The organism is Paraburkholderia sediminicola, assembly GCF_046027825.1.
Lineage (GTDB): Bacteria > Pseudomonadota > Gammaproteobacteria > Burkholderiales > Burkholderiaceae > Paraburkholderia > Paraburkholderia sediminicola_D.
On sequence record NZ_JAQQDU010000007.1, the window covers coordinates 1 to 16405 of the forward strand.

Sequence of the window (16405 nt, forward strand, 5' to 3'; positions counted from 1 at the left end):
CGCCGAATCAATGACCCGCAAGCACCCGCCAACCCGGCGCCGTCCATCGGCAAAAGCTGCGCATCGATACGCTTGGGGTTTAAGAAACGACGATGCGGAAATCGCCGCGGCGGGACCTTGCCTGATACGGCGCCCGTTCCTCTGGCGTTATTCCTTCCCGATCCGGATCGCGTTCGCGTAACCCGTCAGCTCCAGATAAGCCCGTCCGACGTCCGTGCCGCCACGGCTCACCCGCACGGCACCTTCCCAATACACTGCGCCGGTCGATTGACGGGAATCGAGCTCCTGGTCATCCATCAATGGATCGAGGCGCCACGTCAGCGTGCCGGTTTTGACCGTCATCGAGACGGGATACGACGTGTTCGTGCGCGGCGAGCGCCATGTACGAACTGGCGTGAAGTCGACCTGATCGCGGCCAAACGTCGTCACCTGACCGTCGCGATTTCTCAATGCTGCATGCGCCCATACCGCGTGTCCATCGCGGCTGCGGACCTTGAAAGCCATCAAGGCCGAACCATCCGTCAGGTTGGCGCCGAGCCAATCCCATCCCACGGCATCGGTATCGAGTAGCGTGCTCGACCATTCGTGATCGAGCCACGCCGCGCCGGTAACGGCTGTTTCGCCCGCCGATTTGCTGCCCGCCGCGACCGGTCGAACTACGCTGCCGGTCACGCGCAATTGCGGCTCGCTGTAGTAATAGCTTGCCTGTTCCTGGCGCGGGCCTTTGCGGGAGTAGCCGCGCTCGCCTTGGATCAAAGGCGCTTGCGTCGGTGTCAACGCGAGGTGCAGCGCGAATCCGTTCGCGTCCACTGTAACGTCGTAGTGGCCGTCGGCGGTGCGGATGATTTTCCATGCGTCGAGTTTGACGTCGGTGTTGTCCGGCTTCGCATACGCGAGCCCGAAGCCTTGGCGGGCAATGCGCTGATCGTGCGTAAGATGACCGAGCGCGGGATCGCTTAACGCGGCATGGGCAATGATCAATTGCGACGGCGCGAACGCACTCGGATCGGCCGCATCGTGGCCCGTTGCCGAGCGGAAGAAGGTGATCTGGAAACCGAGCGGTTGATTGTCCGGTGTCATGAGCCAGCCTGTCGCGTACCACCATTCGGTGCGAAAAGCCGGGTGTGCGCCGGTGTCTTGCGGAAGGCCGATCGGATGATCCTGCGTGACCGCTGCGAACTCGGGCGTCGCGGCTGCCGCAGACGCGGTCGCCATCAATCCCATGCAAAGCAGTACCGCATGAATCGCAGCGCTTAGTCGCCCCACACTCGGCAGGCTTGGCCGCGCAGCTGACGACTCGCTCGGAATGCTGTGCGCCAGCCAGATGCGATCAGTTCGATAAGGGCGCAGCGTCGCTTGATACGTCGATCCATGCGCCGCCTCATACACCGCCTCATACGTTGGCTCCTGCACGACCTCACGCGGCAATTCACCCATCACCAATCCTCCTTCACCGCGCGCACCGCATCCACGGACACCGCGCCTCGTCCCGCAATCACCGCGGTCGAACATGACGAAGCCAGCATCACTAATGCCACCGTGCCGAGCACCGTCCATGGAACGTGCAGCGACATGCTCCAATGAAACGACTGCGGGTTGACGACGTACACAAGGATCAGACTAATTGCGAATCCGAGAACGAAGCCCATTGCGATGCCACAAGCGGTGAGCATCCCGCCTTCGAGTGCGAGAATCGCGAGGACCTGCGAGCGGGTGACGCCCACATGCCGCAGCATGCCGAACTCACGGGCCCGGGCAAGTGTTTGTGCAGAAAACGTCGCCGCGACGCCGAACAGGCCGATGACGATCGCGACGCCCTCGAGTAGATACGTGACGGCAAAACTCCGATCGAAGATCACCAGCGTACGCGCACGAATTTCGCCCGGTTGTGACAGGGTCAGCGATGGACCGAAGGGCAGCGCACGCAGGCTGGCCATCACGCGCTCGACGCTCGTCCCAGGTTGAACGGTGACAGCTACATCTGTCGCGCCAGAATCGGCGGTTAAACGCCGGTAATCCGAAAGCCGTATCTGGATCGCGCCGGTCTGACGCACGTAATCACGCCATATGCCAGCCACAACGAACACGTGACTGCGTTCGCCGAGCGGCAACTGCACGCGCTGGCCGAGCTTATATCCATACAGATCAACCATTGCTTCGGATACCCAAACAGGCGTTTCGCCCTCATGCAACGCGGAAGGAGGCAGCACCGCCCCAGTCATCTGCAGGTTCGCACCTGGATCGGCGGCGTCGATTTCGCGCGCGAGCACGGTGACGTCAGGCCGTGCAGGGTCGAGCGTGAGATGCGAGGTGCGGGCAAACGCAGCGGTCTTGATGCCGGGTACGGCGCCCAGCATAGTCTGTTCGTCGGGGCGCAAGCCGCCGGTGTCACCGTTCGGCGCCACGCGAACGTACAGATCGGCCGAGAGCAGGTGGCCCAACCAGTCTTCGACGGAAACACGGAAGCTGGCCACCATGATCGCCATCGCGACGATCAGCGCGAAGCTCGACAACACGCCCCCCATCGCGATTGATGCATGGCCTGGCGCATTCGCGAGACGCGCCAGCGCGAGCGTGCTGGCCGCACCGGCGCGACGTCGCGCACCGAAGGCACGGCTCGCCGCGCCGAATATGAACGCGGTCACGCGCGGCATCAGCGCAATCCCGCCGACCAGCAACAGCGCAACGGCCAGATAGCCGCCGATGGGCGCATCGAACAACGGTGGTACCTGCGTGAGAACGGCGGCAACCAGCAGACATACCAGAGCGGGCCACGGCGTAGCGAGGCGCGCCAGCGCGCCTTCTTCGGCGCCGGCTTTGAGCGCCGCGGCGGGCCGCGCACGCGCCGCCTCCAGTGCGGGGGCAAGACTGCCTAGTGCCGACACGGCGATGCCGAGCGCCAGAAATAGCGCGGTCGCCAGCGGTTCGAAACCGACGTGCGGTTGTACGCCAGGAAAATAGCCACCGCCTAGGTCACTGCCGAAAAAGTGCAGGGCGCCGCTCGCCATCGCATAGCCGAGCGCGAGTCCGGACAGCGAACCGAGCAGGCCGAGCAGCGCGCCTTCCATCAGAATCTGACGCAACAACTGGCCGCGCGTCAGTCCAAGCACGCGCAGCATCGCGAACTGCGCACGGCGTCGCACGACCCCCAGCGCCTGCGTCGAAAACACGAGGAAGGCGCCGGTGAAAAGCGCGACCAGTGCGAGCACGTTCATGTTGATCCGATAGGCGCGCGACAGGCGATCGGTACGACTTTCGGCATCGCGTGTCTCGGAGATCACCCATCGGCTGCCGAGTTGCGCTTGCAGGGCACGTTTGAAGCGCTCGCGATCGACACCGCGTTCGAGTTGCACGTCGATGCGTGACAGCTTGCCCACCTTGCCGAACTTCCACTGAGCGGCAGCAATATCCATCACCGCAAGCCGCTGACCCGGCCGCGTTCTCACGAGACCGCCGGCCACGCGCAAGTGCACGATCGACGTGCCGCTTTGCAGCGCGATGTCATCGCCGATCTTCACGTTCAGCCATTGTTGTGCTGCCGACGAGAGAAACACCGTATCAGCCGCGAGCGTATCGAACGGCCGCTCCGGCGACGGTACGCCGATCAGGTCCGGCGCGATGCGGCTTGCCTTGAAGACGTCGATACCGAGCACGGGCAGCGCGGCGTTCTGATCCGGCACGGTGACGTCGAGGGCGAGTACGGGACTCGCCAGCGCCACACCGGATTCAGTCGACAAACGCGGATAGATGGACTCATCGAATAACGGCTGTGCACCACGCACCTGCAGATCGGCCTCGCCCGAGAGGCTGCGAGCCGCAGCCGAGAATTCATTGAAGGCCGCGCTGTTGATCAATTGAACGGCGTAGCCAAGCGCGACGCCGAGCGCGATCGTTGCGATCGCAACCAGTGCGCGTCCGCGATGACTGCGCCACTCGGCACCCAACAGCCAGCGCGCGAGCATGCGATGACCTCGCATTCGTTGCAGTGGTCCTGGGTCAGCGTGCATCGTCGGCGGAACGTGCAATAGATCGGGAGTCGGACTGCGAGTCGGAAGGAGACTTGCGTCCAGATGATGCGTGCAAACCGCCGTCGCTCAGAATCAGGATGCGGTCCGCGACTGCCGCGGCTGCTTCCGAGTGCGTGACCATGATCGTGGCCGCACCGGTTGCCTTGCTTTGCGCGCGGAACAGGCCGAGCACGTCGTGTGCGGTATCGGGATCGAGGTTGCCGGTGGGTTCATCCGCGAGAATCAGTTTGGGACGATGCACAAGCGCCCGTGCAATGGCGACGCGCTGCAACTCGCCGCCCGACAGTTGTCGCGGGAAATCGTCGCCACGGCCGCTCAAGCCGACGGCCGCGAGCAGATCGAGCGCGCCGGCCGTGGGTAGATCGTTAAGCAGCAGCGGCAAAGCGACGTTCTGCGCAAGTGTCAGATGAGGCAGCACGTGAAACGCCTGGAACACGAACCCCAGTTTTTGCCGGCGCAAACGTGTCGCCGCATTGTCATCCAGACGCGAGACCGCGCTGCCGTCGATGATCACCTCGCCGCTATCCGCGCTGTCGAGCCCTGCAATGAGATTCAGCAGCGTCGATTTGCCGACGCCGGAATCCCCCATGATCGCGACGAATTCACCCGGATCGAGTGTGAAATCGAGCCGTGCCAGCACGATGCGGCCGGTGCCGTAGGTCTTGCTAAGCCCGCGACATTCGAGCGCGGGAACGACACCTTCATCACGAAGCGCCATGCGGTATCCGATAAGTCTGGCCGGTGAGGGCGGCGTCAAACGTGCGAAGAAACAACCGTGTTGCGCACGAGCGTCGGCCCCTGAACCGCCGAAGTATATTCGGGTTCTGTAAGGCTCGCAGGCGTATGCCGCCGTCGTCTGATATCTATCTGAAAGCATGCGGGTAGGCTGATCACCTGGGTCTTACCAGGCGCTTGCCGACGTTTCTTTAGAGTGCCGGATCAAAAAAATTTTCTGCTCGCGGACGCGCTAAATTTTCGCCGACCTCCCGAAATCGACCTCAACGGCAGGTCATGCACCCGCATGAATCATTCCGGTGCAATCGTTGCGTGGAAGTGCTCGTGCAAGAGTCGCTAACCGCCTGTCAACTGCTTTCTTCTTCATGCAAAAGGCATGGTGAATTTTCTGCTTAAACGAGTTTGTGCATGTGCACATTTTTTGGCGTTTCGCAAGGGCAGGCGCGGCAACAATACATTGCCAAAGGCGTCGCAGCGTTGTTGCGGTGCAAAAGTATTCTTATCTTGGTAATCTCCCACCCTTGGTCATTCGACTGCGGGTAAACGTGAGGCGGGCAGCACCGCTTCGACGTCGATTTCAGCGAAATCCAGCCTACATATCCATTTCAATGCTTTCGTTTTTGAAGGCGTTGAAGCGGCGTTTTGTATTTCAAGTTTTCAACAGAACACATGCCATTGCCTCCGCTTCTTAGCCTACTCATCTGGATCCCTATTGTCGCCGGCCTGGTGGTTTTGCGTGCCGGATCTGACGCGGCACGTAGTCGCACGCGATGGCTTGCGCTGATCGGCGCGGTAGCGGGCTTCCTGCCGGTGATTCCGCTCGTGTCGAATTTCCGCAACGACGTGACGTCGATGCAGTTCGTCGAAAACGTCCGCTGGTCGCCCACGTTCGATATTGCGTGGCATGTGGGGGTAGATGGGATTTCGCTGTGGCTCGTCGCGTTGACCGCGTTGACCACGATCATCATCGTGGTCGCCTCGTGGGAGTCGATCACCGAACGCACCGCGCAGTACTTCGGCGCATTCCTGATGCTGTCGGGTTTCATGCAGGGCGTGTTCACGTCGATGGACGGCATGCTGTTCTTCATCTCGTTCGAAGCGACGCTGATTCCGCTGTATCTGCTGATCGGCACGTGGGGCAACGCGAACCGCACGTATGCCGCGGTGAAGTTCTTCTTCGTCTCGTTCCTCGGCTCGCTGATGATGCTGATGTCGATGCTGTACCTGTACAGCCAGACGCACAGCTTCGATCTCGCGCTGTGGCGTGAAACGCATCTCGGCACCTGGGCGCAGGTTCTGGTCTTCCTCGGCTTCCTTGCTGCGTTCGGTGTGAAGGTGCCGATGTGGCCGCTGCATACGTGGCTGCCCGACGTCCACCTCGATGGCCCGACCGGCGCCGCGGTGATGATCGGCATGCTCAAGCTGGGCGGCTACGGTCTGCTGCGTTTCGCGCTGCCGATCGCCCCGCAGGCCAGCCATTTCTTCGCGCCGATGATGATCACGCTGTCGCTGGTCGCTGTGATCTACTCGAGCCTGCTGGCACTCGTGCAGACGGACATGCGCCGCTTGCTCGCGTATTCGACTATCGCGCACATGGGCCTCGTGACCCTCGGCCTGTTCGTCTTCAACCGTATCGGTCAGGCGGGCGCAATCGTGCAGATGCTGTCGTACGGCGTGGTCTCCGGCGCGATGCTGCTGTGCACGGGCATGCTCTACGACCGCACGAAGACCGCTTCGATCGCTGATTACGGCGGCGTCGCTAACACCATGCCGCGCTTCGCCGCATTCGTCATGCTGTTCTCGATGGCCAATATCGGCCTGCCGGGTACTTCGGGTTTTGTCGGCGAGTTCATGGTGTTGATGGGCGCGATCCGCTTCAATTTCTGGATCGGCGCCATCGCGGCCTCCACGTTGGTCCTGAGCGCGGCCTACACCCTGTGGATGTACAAGCGCGTGATTTTCGGCGCGATTGCCAACGCACGCGTCGCGAAGCTGCAGGATCTCGGCAAACGCGAGTTCGTGTTGCTCGGCGCGATGGCTTTGCTGGTGCTGGCCATTGGCATCAATCCGAAGCCGTTCACCGATGCGATCGACCCGTCGGTCGGTACGCTGCTGGCTCAGTCGGAACGAAGCGCACACCCTTCGGACGACGCCGTACCGGCTGACGGTGGCGAGCACTTGCAGGCAGCGGCGCCTGCTACCGTCGCGGCACGCACGCCCGGCTGATCGAAGCAGAACACGGTGCAGGTGCAGCATCCGTCGCACGGATGCTGCCTTTGCCGACGCGTTATCTTTCGTATCGACACACGTCCATTTTCGCGACTAGGCGCAACGCGACCATTCAGGTCGCGTTGCGTTTTAGCGCTTATTCAAAGGGACTTTCGTGATCTGCGACTCCGCCGGTATCTTGCAATAGAGCTTTTCGAACCTTCGCATGCGCGCACGCGTGCGGCAACGTGTCGCACGGTGTTGCGACGCAATAGATCGTTGCTAAATCGAGTGTTTATATCCTCTTGACGACACCCTATTATGCGATCGCTTATAAAAAGGAGAGCGGTCGAATGACGTTCGTTGAAGTCGTAAGAGAAGGGCAAAGGATATGAAAGGAAAGACTCTGCGCGGGTCGATAAGTTTCCTGTTCACCGGCCTCATGGTGCTGCTCTCGGGTTGCAGCAAGCTTGATGTTTTGAATCCGAAGGGCAGTGTGGGTCTGGCGGAACGTGAGCTGATTGCCACGTCGACCTGGGCCATGCTGATCGTGGTCGTTCCGGTTATCGTGCTCACGCTGCTGTTCGCATGGCGCTACCGCGCGTCGAACAAGAATGCCGAATACCGTCCGGGCTGGGTGCATTCGACCGGTATCGAAATCGCTATCTGGACGATTCCGACGCTGATCATTCTGTTCCTCGCCGTGCTGACGTGGAAAAGCACGCACGAGCTCGATCCGTATAAGCCGCTCGAGTCGCAGGTGAAGCCGATCAACGTCGAAGTCGTCGCACTCGACTGGAAGTGGCTCTTCATCTATCCCGACCTCGGCATTGCATCAGTGAACCAGCTGGCGTTCCCGGTCGGCACGCCGGTGAACTTCCTCATCACGTCCGACACGGTGATGAACTCGTTCTTCATTCCGCAACTCGGCGGCCAGATCTACGCGATGGCCGGCATGCAAACGCGTCTGCATCTGATCGCTGACGAAGCCGGCAACTACGCCGGCACTGCGGCCAATTTCAGCGGCAAGGGTTTCTCGGACATGAAGTTCCGTGCACTCGCTACGTCGCCTGAAGAGTTCAATGCGTGGGTCGCCAAGGTACGCGCCTCGTCCGACCGCCTCGACATGGACCGCTACCACGCGGTGTCGGCGCCTACCGAGAAGGAACCGGTGCGCTACTTCTCGTCGGTCGATCCGAAGCTCTTTCACAACATCATTGCCCGATACAACAACGGTAACGTCCTCGACAACATGAAAGACGCTAACTGTGCGCCAAAGGGTAAGGGGTAACGCATGTTCGGAAAACTCTCACTAGACTCGATTCCGTACCACGAGCCGATCATCATGGTGACGGCTGCCGGGATCGCCCTCGGCGGTGCGCTCGTTCTGGGTCTGATCACCTATTTTGGCAAGTGGCGCTACCTGTGGACCGAATGGCTCACATCGGTCGACCACAAGAAGCTGGGCGTGATGTACATCGTGGTTGCGCTCATCATGCTGTTCCGCGGCTTTGCGGACGCGATCATGATGCGTACCCAGCTAGCGCTGTCGTATAACGCGCCAGGCTTCTTGCCGCCGCATCATTACGACCAGATCTTCACCGCGCACGGCGTCATCATGATTTTCTTCATGGCGATGGCGTTCATGGTCGGCCTGATGAACCTCATCGTGCCGTTGCAGATCGGTGCCCGCGATGTTGCGTTCCCGTTCCTCAACTCGTTGAGCTTCTGGATGACCGCGATCAGCGCGATCCTGATCAACATCTCGCTGGTGATCGGTGAATTCGCGCAAACCGGCTGGCTAGCTTATCCGCCGCTGTCCGAATTGCAGTTCAGTCCAGGTGTCGGGGTCGACTATTACCTGTGGAGTCTGCAACTCTCCGGTATCGGCACGTTGCTGACTGGCGTGAACTTCTTCGTGACCATCGTGAAGATGCGCGCCCCGGGCATGACCTGGATGAAGATGCCCGTGTTCACGTGGACCGCGCTGTGCACGAACGTGCTGATCATGGCCTCGTTCCCGATCCTGACCGTCACGCTCGCGCTGCTCGGTCTGGACCGCTACCTCGGCATGCACTTCTTCACGAACGACGGCGGCGGTAACGCCATGCTGTACCTGAACCTGATCTGGGCATGGGGTCACCCTGAGGTGTACATCCTGATCCTGCCGGCGTTCGGTATCTTCTCGGAAGTCGTGGCTACGTTCGCCAAGAAGCCGCTGTTCGGCTACAAGACGATGGTGTGGGCGACCTGCGCGATCATGGTGCTGTCGTTCCTCGTGTGGCTGCACCACTTCTTCACGATGGGTTCGGGCGCTGACGTCAACGCGTTCTTCGGTATCGCGACGATGGTCATTGCTATTCCGACCGGCGTGAAAGTGTTCAACTGGCTGTTCACGATCTACAAGGGCCGTCTGCAGTTCACGACGCCGATCCTGTGGACCCTCGGCTTCATGGTCACCTTCACGATCGGCGGTATGACCGGCGTGATGATGGCGATTCCGGGCGCGGACTTCGTGCTGCACAACAGCCTGTTCCTGATCGCTCACTTCCACAACGTGATTATTGGTGGCGTGCTGTTCGGCTACCTGGCTGGTTTCAACTACTGGTTCCCGAAGGCGTTCGGCTTCAAGCTGAATGAGAAGTGGGGCAAGGCGTCGTTCTGGTTCTGGCAGATCGGTTTCTGGGTTGCGTTCACGCCGCTGTACGTGCTGGGCTTCATGGGCATGACGCGTCGTCTGAATCACTATGACAATCCGGATTGGCATCCGTGGCTGATATTCGCGTGGGTCGGTGCTGTGCTGATCGCCATCGGTATCGCTTGCCAGGTGCTGCAACTGGTCGTCAGCATCCGCGACCGCAACCTGCCGCAAAACCGCGACGTCACGGGCGATCCGTGGGACGGTCACACGCTGGAATGGGCGACGAGTTCGCCGCCGGCGTCGTACAACTTCGCGATCATTCCGGACGTGCGTGAACTGGACGCATTCGCTGAAATGAAGTCGCGCAAGAATCGGCCGAAGCCGGTGTATCGCGACATTCACATGCCGTCGAACACGTCCGCGGGTCTGGTTGTGGCGATGTTCTCGCTGGTGCTGGGTTTTGCCGCTGTGTGGCACATCTGGTGGCTCGCGATTGTTGGTCTGGTCGGCTCGATCGGTACTGTGATCATTTACAGCTTCCAGAAGAACGAAGGCTTTTACATCCCGGCCGCCACGGTAGCGGCGATTGAACAAAAACGCTCCGGCGCCGGTGCGCAGGTCGCGATTGAAGAAAAACGCTCCCGTGCTGATGCGCAGGTCGCGTTGGAGGTGGATTGATGTCAAACAACACTCTTACGGCGGGCACGCATCATCACGATGCGCATCATGCCGATCACCCGCCGTCGCATTCGGTATTCGGCTTCTGGCTGTACCTGATGACAGACTGCATCATCTTCGCGTCGCTGTTTGCGGTGTTCGCGGTGATGCAGCACCAGTTCGCGGGTGGTCCGACCGGCAAGGATCTGTTCGAGATCCCGGGCGTCGCGCTTGAAACGGCGATGCTGCTGCTGAGCAGCATCACATACGGCTTCGCGATGCTGGGTGCGCACAAGAACCGGAAGGGCGTGCTGCTTTTCTGGCTCGGCGTGACGTTCCTGCTGGGTCTTGCGTTCCTCGTGCTGGAAATGCGCGAGTTCTCGCACCTGATCGCACAGGGTGCAGGCCCGAGCCGTAGCGCGTTCCTGTCGTCGTTCTTTACGCTGGTCGGCACGCACGGTTTGCACGTGACGTGCGGCCTGATCTGGATGGTGGTGCTCGCCGTGCAGGTGATGCGTCATCGCGATCTGACCGAACGCGACATGATTCGCCTGACGTGCCTGAGCCTTTTCTGGCACTTTCTGGACGTCGTGTGGATCGGCGTCTTCACCTTTGTCTATCTTGCGAGCGTGATCTAAATGGACCATAGCGAAACCGCCCACCTGGCGCACTCGGGCGCGAGTCACGGCAGCATCGGCAGCTATACGGCGGGTTTCATTCTCTCCGTCATCCTGACTGCCGCGGCGTTCGGTCTCGTCCTCAACGGGACGCTGACCGGCGAGAACGCATTGCTCGCGATCGCGGGCCTTGCGCTCGTGCAGATCGTCGTGCACCTGGTTTTCTTCCTGCACATGAATACGTCGTCGGCACAGCGTTGGAACGTCATGGCGTTCGGTTTTACGGTGCTTACGGCGGTGATTCTGATCATCGGGTCATTGTGGATCATGCATAACGTCAGCATGCATATGATGTCGCGATAAGCGGAACCTGGAATAGGTTGAGAACGAGCCCTGCACGATGAAAGTCTTGCAGGGCTTTTTCATGCATTCCGAAGACTCATGCTGCCGACGCAGAGCTGCCAATCGGGATTGACCCGCTTCGAAACACGCGTTAGCATCGTTTCCATGACCGCTTCTATCCATTCCCGTTTGCATTCTTTGCACGCATGCTGTTGCAGCCTGCCAAGGGGAGCTTGCGTCTAGCGAGTCGATCTGTACACGTCCGTATCCCTGAGGCCACCCGTCACAAGACCGGTGGCCTTTTTGTTCTGGTTTGTCCGTTTTCGTTTCTCACCGTTCGCCTTACGTTCCGCTCTTACGTCCACCAACGCGCTCACCAACCACAGGAATTCAAATGCCGCTCGCCCTGTACGACACCTGGTCGCGCACCTTACGCGCTTTCACACCCATTCAAGCGGACCACGTGGGCCTGTATTGCTGCGGCCCTACGGTGTACGACCACGCGCACATCGGCAATCTTCGAACCTACGTGTTCGAAGACGTGCTGCGCCGCGTCCTGGCGTTGAACGGCTACACCGTGCGGCACGTCGTCAATATCACCGACGTCGGTCACCTGGTCTCCGATGCCGACGAAGGCGAGGACAAAATGGAGAAAGGCAGCAGGCGCACCGGCGAGTCGGCGTGGACAATCGCGGAGCGCTATACCGCGGCTTTCATGCGTGACTGGCACGCGCTGAACCTGCTGGAGCCATCGGTGTGGTGCCGCGCGACTGATCACATTGCCGAACAGATCGACTTCATCGCCGAACTCGAGCGTAACGGCTACACCTATCGCACGACCGACGGCATCTACTTCGACACGAGCAAACAGGACGATTACGGCTTTCTCGCGCGTCTCGATGTAGCAGGACTGCAGGCCGGCAAACGTGTTGCACTGGGAGAGAAGCAGCACGTGACGGATTTCGCGCTGTGGAAATTCAGTCCACCGGACACGAAACGGCAGATGGAGTGGGATAGCCCATGGGGAAGAGGCTTTCCCGGTTGGCATATCGAATGCTCGGCGATGTCGGCGCAATACCTGGGCTCGTGGTTCGACATTCATTGCGGCGGAGAAGATCACATCGCCGTGCATCACAGCAATGAAATCGCGCAGACTCAGGCACGCCATGGAACCCGCCTCGCGAACTTCTGGATGCACGGCCATTTCCTGACGCTAGACGCCGGCAAGATGTCGAAGTCGGGCGGCGACTTCGTGCGCCTGCAGACGTTGATCGAGCGCGGCATCGATCCGCTCGCGTATCGCTACTTATGCCTGAGCGCGCACTATCGGAGCACGTTGCGCTTCAATCCGGAGGCACTCGATGCCGCGCAATCTGCATTGGACCGCTTGCGCAGAACTTATGCGCAGTGGCCGGAGGGCGGTACGCCAGATTTGAGTTTGGTGGCTCGTTTCAAGACCGAGGTCGATCAGGATCTGAACCTGCCGCGTGCGCTCGCTGTGCTATGGGACGTGGTCAGAAGCGATCTGCCGGCGGCGACACGGCGAGCGACAGTCGATCGCTTCGACTCCGTGCTCGGACTACGGCTTGCCGACTGGAAGGCGGACGCAGTGACGGTTCCCGCGGATATCGCGCTTCTCGGCGATGCCCGCGAGAAGGCTCGCGCCCTCAAGCAGTGGAGCGAGGCCGACCGTCTGCGTGACGTGTTGCATGCGGCCGGCTGGCAGGTGGAGGACAACGTGAGCGGGCAAGTACTGCGTCCGCTCGATACAGCGAAGTAGCAATATCCGGACGTGGCGGCACGTGCTATGCACGACGGTTTCCGCCGCAATCATCGCGCGACGCAAACCTGCTACGCCGTCACGCATTGTGTATCGGCAAAGGACGTATCCGTTGACAGCCCTTTAACGCGAAGGCAAACTCTATCGTCATGCAAAACGCCACGTCCATCGCGATTGCGATTCATCATCATGCGCACGCTCACTCGAGCGAGCCATGGGGGATGTGTACGCGCTAGAAGTTCGCTGCAACGCAAGTCACATAGCCCCGCCGGCAACGGTTGGGGCTTTTTTGTTTAGTGCGCCTCTTCCATCCGCCGGCTTACCGAAGGAGCAGGAAAATGACGGACACGATGGTGATCGACTGGGCGACGCTGCCTGTACCCGCTGACGATGGCGCGGCCAGTCATCTGGAAGGGACCCGCTTGCCGGATTTCGCGTTGACTTCGACGAGTGGTGAAGCGGTGCATCTCAGCAGCCTCGCGGGGCGAACGGTTATCTACGCCTATCCCTGGAAGAAAAAGCCGGACGACCCGCTTCTTGAAGGCTGGCTCACGATTCCGGGCGCCCCGGGATGCACGCCGCAATCCTGTGCTTTCCGTGACCATGCCGATGAACTTAGAGAGGCCGGGGCGGCTTATCTGTTCGGACTCTCTACCCAGGACCCAGCCCGTCAGCGCGAGGCCGTGGATCGCCTTCACCTGTCTTTTCCGTTGCTGTCTGACCTGAATTTGCGCTTCACCGAGGCACTGTCCTTGCCGACCTTTGAAACGGCCGGCATGACTTTGCTTAAGCGGCTCACGATGATCGTCAGTCACGGTGTCATCGAAAAGGTTTTCTATCCCGTGTTTCCGCCAGATCAAAATGCGGCTGACGTGCTCGCCTGGCTGAAGGCGCACCAACACGATTGAATGTCGCCTGCCTCGACCGATCCCGCGTTCGAATAACGGCGCGTGTCCTTAACCCTGCACGCCACGCCATCCGGCGAGCAGGGCTGGCAATTCTGCCATGTCCCTGAAGACATGAACCGCGCCCGCGCCATGCAAGGCAGTCGCACTGCTGTGGCTCAGTTCTTTCGGGCAATAGCCGAACACCGTGGCGCCGGCGGCTACGCCTGCCGTCACGCCTGTGACGGTATCGTCCACCACAGCGCAACGTTGCGGATCCATGCCCAGCCCTGCGGCCGCGGCGAGGTAGACATCGGGATACGGCTTGTTGCGCGGCGTTTCGTGGCCGCTGAAGATGCGCCCTTCGAAGCAATCGAGAATGCCGGCCTTCGTCAGTTGTAATTCCACTTTGATGCGATCGGCGCCCGACGCGACAGCGATGCGTCCGTTGAGTGTTGCGTGAAGCGCGCGCACTGCTGACGGCGCGCCGTCAATCGCCACCAGGTCCCGATCGAGCGCCTCATTGCGGCGTGCGCGAAACTGCATCAGCCAATCCGGCGTAATCGCGAAGCCGGTGCGCGCTTCGATGAGTGCGGCTTCATCCCTGACGGCCTTGCCCACGAAAATTTGCATCGTCTCTTCGAGGCTCAATTGCCAGCCCAACTCACCGAGCATCTCGGTCAGCACGCGGTTGGTGATGGGTTCGGAGTCGACGAGCACGCCGTCGCAGTCGAAGAGTACGGCGTTGAAAGGGAAATCGGCCATCGGGCAGGGTACGGATAGAGGTCGCGGAACCGGCAAGGATACCTCACCGGCTCGCGCGATGCTGCGCAAAGGCCATACGAGCAGCCCTTAGCCCTCAGGGCAGGTCAGGACCCTGCCGCCTTGTACCCGTCGCTCAGTGTCTTCATGAACGCAATGATGTCCTGAATATCCTGATCCGTCATAGCCGGTTGATCCCCGAACTTACGATCGAACGGCGCATCGGCAACGTCGATATTGGCGTGATACTGAGCCGGCAGATCGTTGTACTTCTGCACCTTGCCGGACGCATCCCGCGGATAGATCTTCTCAGGCGCCGTATTGCGCAGGTTGTAGAAGTCCATAACGTGCTTGAGGTCGTGATACACGCCGTTATGGAAGAACACCTTGCGCTCGGCAACATTGCGCAGGGTCGGCGTCAGGAACATCCCGCAGTATTGCGTCTCCTTCGTCATGTCATCGCGGAACGGCCCGCACACGCCCATATCGAAGAACTTTGGATCCTTATTGGCCGGAATGTCCGGATTGCGCGGCACCCCAAGCGCTTCGAACTGCGTATCGGTAAACACCGGCGGCAAACCATCCTTGCTGGGCTGACTCAAATGGCAACCCGCGCAGTTCGCCTTGTCCTTATCGTTGAACAACTGCAAACCGTGCAATTCAGCATGCGTCAGTCGCGCTTTGCCTTCCAGCCAGTAATCGTACTTGCTGGTAAAGGCATGAAACGACTGATCCTCGGTCTGATAGCGTCCCACGGCGAACATCGCTTCCGAGATCAACAGGCTCGGATTGTTGACGATGCCCGGGCCGAAGATCTGTTTGAACTGATCCACATACTTTGTTTGCAGCAGCTTGTGCGCGACATCGGCCTCCGTCGCATTGGCCATCTCCACCGGATTCATCAGCGGACCAATTGCCTGGATTTGCAGCGTATCGGCACGGCCGTCCCAGAACAGGCCGCCTTGCGGCACCATCGCCGGAGCGGCGGGCGCGGCGAGCGCCGTCTTCTGCGCGCGCTGCACGCCGGCCGCCTGTGACGCCAGTTGGGTCATATCCACCGGCACATCGGTATCGCCCTGATCGGGCCCGATGCTAAACGGCGCCTGGCGGTACAGATAAGCCAACGACGGCGGCGGCCGGTAGCCGGCCTGATTCATATGTGTGCCGCCGAACTGCACCGGGAACCCGTTATCTGGCGCATAGGCATGTTGCGGCGAGTGGCACGACGCGCACGATTGCGTACCCGACGCCGACAGCGTCGGGTCGAAGAAAATCTGTTTGCCGAGCAGCGCAACCGCGCTCAGCGGCGCGTCTATCGGACGCATCAAATGAACCGGGTTAGGATTCGCGCCGGTGATGTCTTCGACGATCGAGCCGACTGCGGGCGGCATCCGTTCCGGGTAGATGAGCGCGTACGCGCAAACCACGACGAGCGCGAACACGATGCCGGCGGCGCTCCACGCGAGCAGCCTAAGCCACGAGCGGCGGGTAATGACGGGACCCGGCTCCCCGCCGGCAGGCACATGCGACGGCAGGACGGCGTCTGAAGGATGGTTCATGGCGTTGATGACAAGTAAGTCGATCGGGTGCGATCAAAAAGCAAATCGAGCCAGCACGTTTGCACTGGCTCGACGCCCAACTACAGCTTGATGTGTTTCGTGCTCTTTCCAGCGCCGTGTTTCGTGTCGTCATGCACGAAAAGCGTTCGTGCATGACGTGACGGCAGGTGCACCAGAAGGGCAGTCCGCACG

Annotated in this window: 12 protein-coding genes; 7 read left to right on the forward strand and 5 right to left on the reverse strand. The window is 60.6% G+C overall.

Annotated elements, in window-relative coordinates; all coding sequences use genetic code 11:
- Nucleotides 1-147: 147 nt before the first annotated feature.
- The 3 genes from PQQ96_RS05385 to PQQ96_RS05395 form a co-directional block, all read right to left on the reverse strand.
- Nucleotides 148-1224 carry a lipocalin-like domain-containing protein gene (locus tag PQQ96_RS05385; RefSeq protein WP_408290025.1) on the reverse strand — a complete coding sequence of 359 codons (1077 nt, stop codon included), beginning with the start codon at nucleotides 1222-1224 and terminating at the stop codon, nucleotides 148-150.
- Between the two features lie 212 nt (nucleotides 1225-1436).
- Complete coding sequence (locus PQQ96_RS05390) at nucleotides 1437-4007, reverse strand: FtsX-like permease family protein (RefSeq protein ID WP_408289765.1); 2571 nt, start codon at nucleotides 4005-4007, stop codon at nucleotides 1437-1439.
- Entirely contained in the window at nucleotides 3997-4746 is a 750-nt protein-coding gene (locus tag PQQ96_RS05395; protein ID WP_408289767.1) for an ABC transporter ATP-binding protein, read from the reverse strand. Before PQQ96_RS05395 ends, PQQ96_RS05390 begins: the two co-directional genes overlap by 11 nt.
- 686 nt (nucleotides 4747-5432) lie before the next feature.
- Here PQQ96_RS05395 and PQQ96_RS05400 point away from each other — a divergent pair.
- From PQQ96_RS05400 to PQQ96_RS05430, 7 genes are all read left to right on the forward strand, one after another.
- A complete protein-coding gene (locus PQQ96_RS05400) occupies nucleotides 5433-6989 on the forward strand; it encodes an NADH-quinone oxidoreductase subunit M (protein WP_408289768.1) in 1557 nt (518 codons plus the stop codon).
- Nucleotides 6990-7362: 373 nt separating this feature from the next.
- Nucleotides 7363-8262, forward strand: a complete 900-nt coding sequence (cyoA, locus tag PQQ96_RS05405) for a ubiquinol oxidase subunit II (protein ID WP_408289770.1) — start codon at nucleotides 7363-7365, stop codon at nucleotides 8260-8262.
- Nucleotides 8263-8265: 3 nt separating this feature from the next.
- Nucleotides 8266-10290, forward strand: a complete 2025-nt coding sequence (cyoB, locus tag PQQ96_RS05410; RefSeq protein ID WP_408289771.1) for a cytochrome o ubiquinol oxidase subunit I — start codon at nucleotides 8266-8268, stop codon at nucleotides 10288-10290.
- Complete coding sequence (gene cyoC, locus PQQ96_RS05415) at nucleotides 10290-10907, forward strand: cytochrome o ubiquinol oxidase subunit III (RefSeq protein WP_408289772.1); 618 nt, start codon at nucleotides 10290-10292, stop codon at nucleotides 10905-10907. Before cyoB ends, cyoC begins: the two co-directional genes overlap by 1 nt.
- The gene (gene cyoD / locus PQQ96_RS05420) at nucleotides 10908-11249 is read left to right on the forward strand and encodes a cytochrome o ubiquinol oxidase subunit IV (protein WP_408289774.1); all 342 of its coding nucleotides are present in this window, start codon (nucleotides 10908-10910) and stop codon (nucleotides 11247-11249) included.
- A gap of 373 nt (nucleotides 11250-11622) precedes the next feature.
- Nucleotides 11623-13008, forward strand: coding sequence for a cysteine--tRNA ligase (gene cysS, locus PQQ96_RS05425; protein ID WP_408289775.1), 1386 nt, complete (start codon nucleotides 11623-11625; stop codon nucleotides 13006-13008).
- Between the two features lie 350 nt (nucleotides 13009-13358).
- On the forward strand, nucleotides 13359-13916 hold the full coding sequence (locus tag PQQ96_RS05430; RefSeq protein ID WP_408289777.1) for a peroxiredoxin: 558 nt from the start codon (nucleotides 13359-13361) through the stop codon (nucleotides 13914-13916).
- A 48-nt stretch (nucleotides 13917-13964) separates the two neighbouring features.
- On the opposite strand, the gene PQQ96_RS05435 is transcribed toward PQQ96_RS05430, so the two are convergent.
- A complete protein-coding gene (locus PQQ96_RS05435) occupies nucleotides 13965-14657 on the reverse strand; it encodes an HAD family hydrolase (protein ID WP_408289778.1) in 693 nt (230 codons plus the stop codon).
- A gap of 104 nt (nucleotides 14658-14761) precedes the next feature.
- Nucleotides 14762-16213: a cytochrome-c peroxidase gene (locus PQQ96_RS05440; protein WP_408289780.1), complete on the reverse strand. Its 1452-nt coding sequence runs from the start codon at nucleotides 16211-16213 to the stop codon at nucleotides 14762-14764.
- Between the last annotated feature and the right edge of the window lie 192 nt (nucleotides 16214-16405).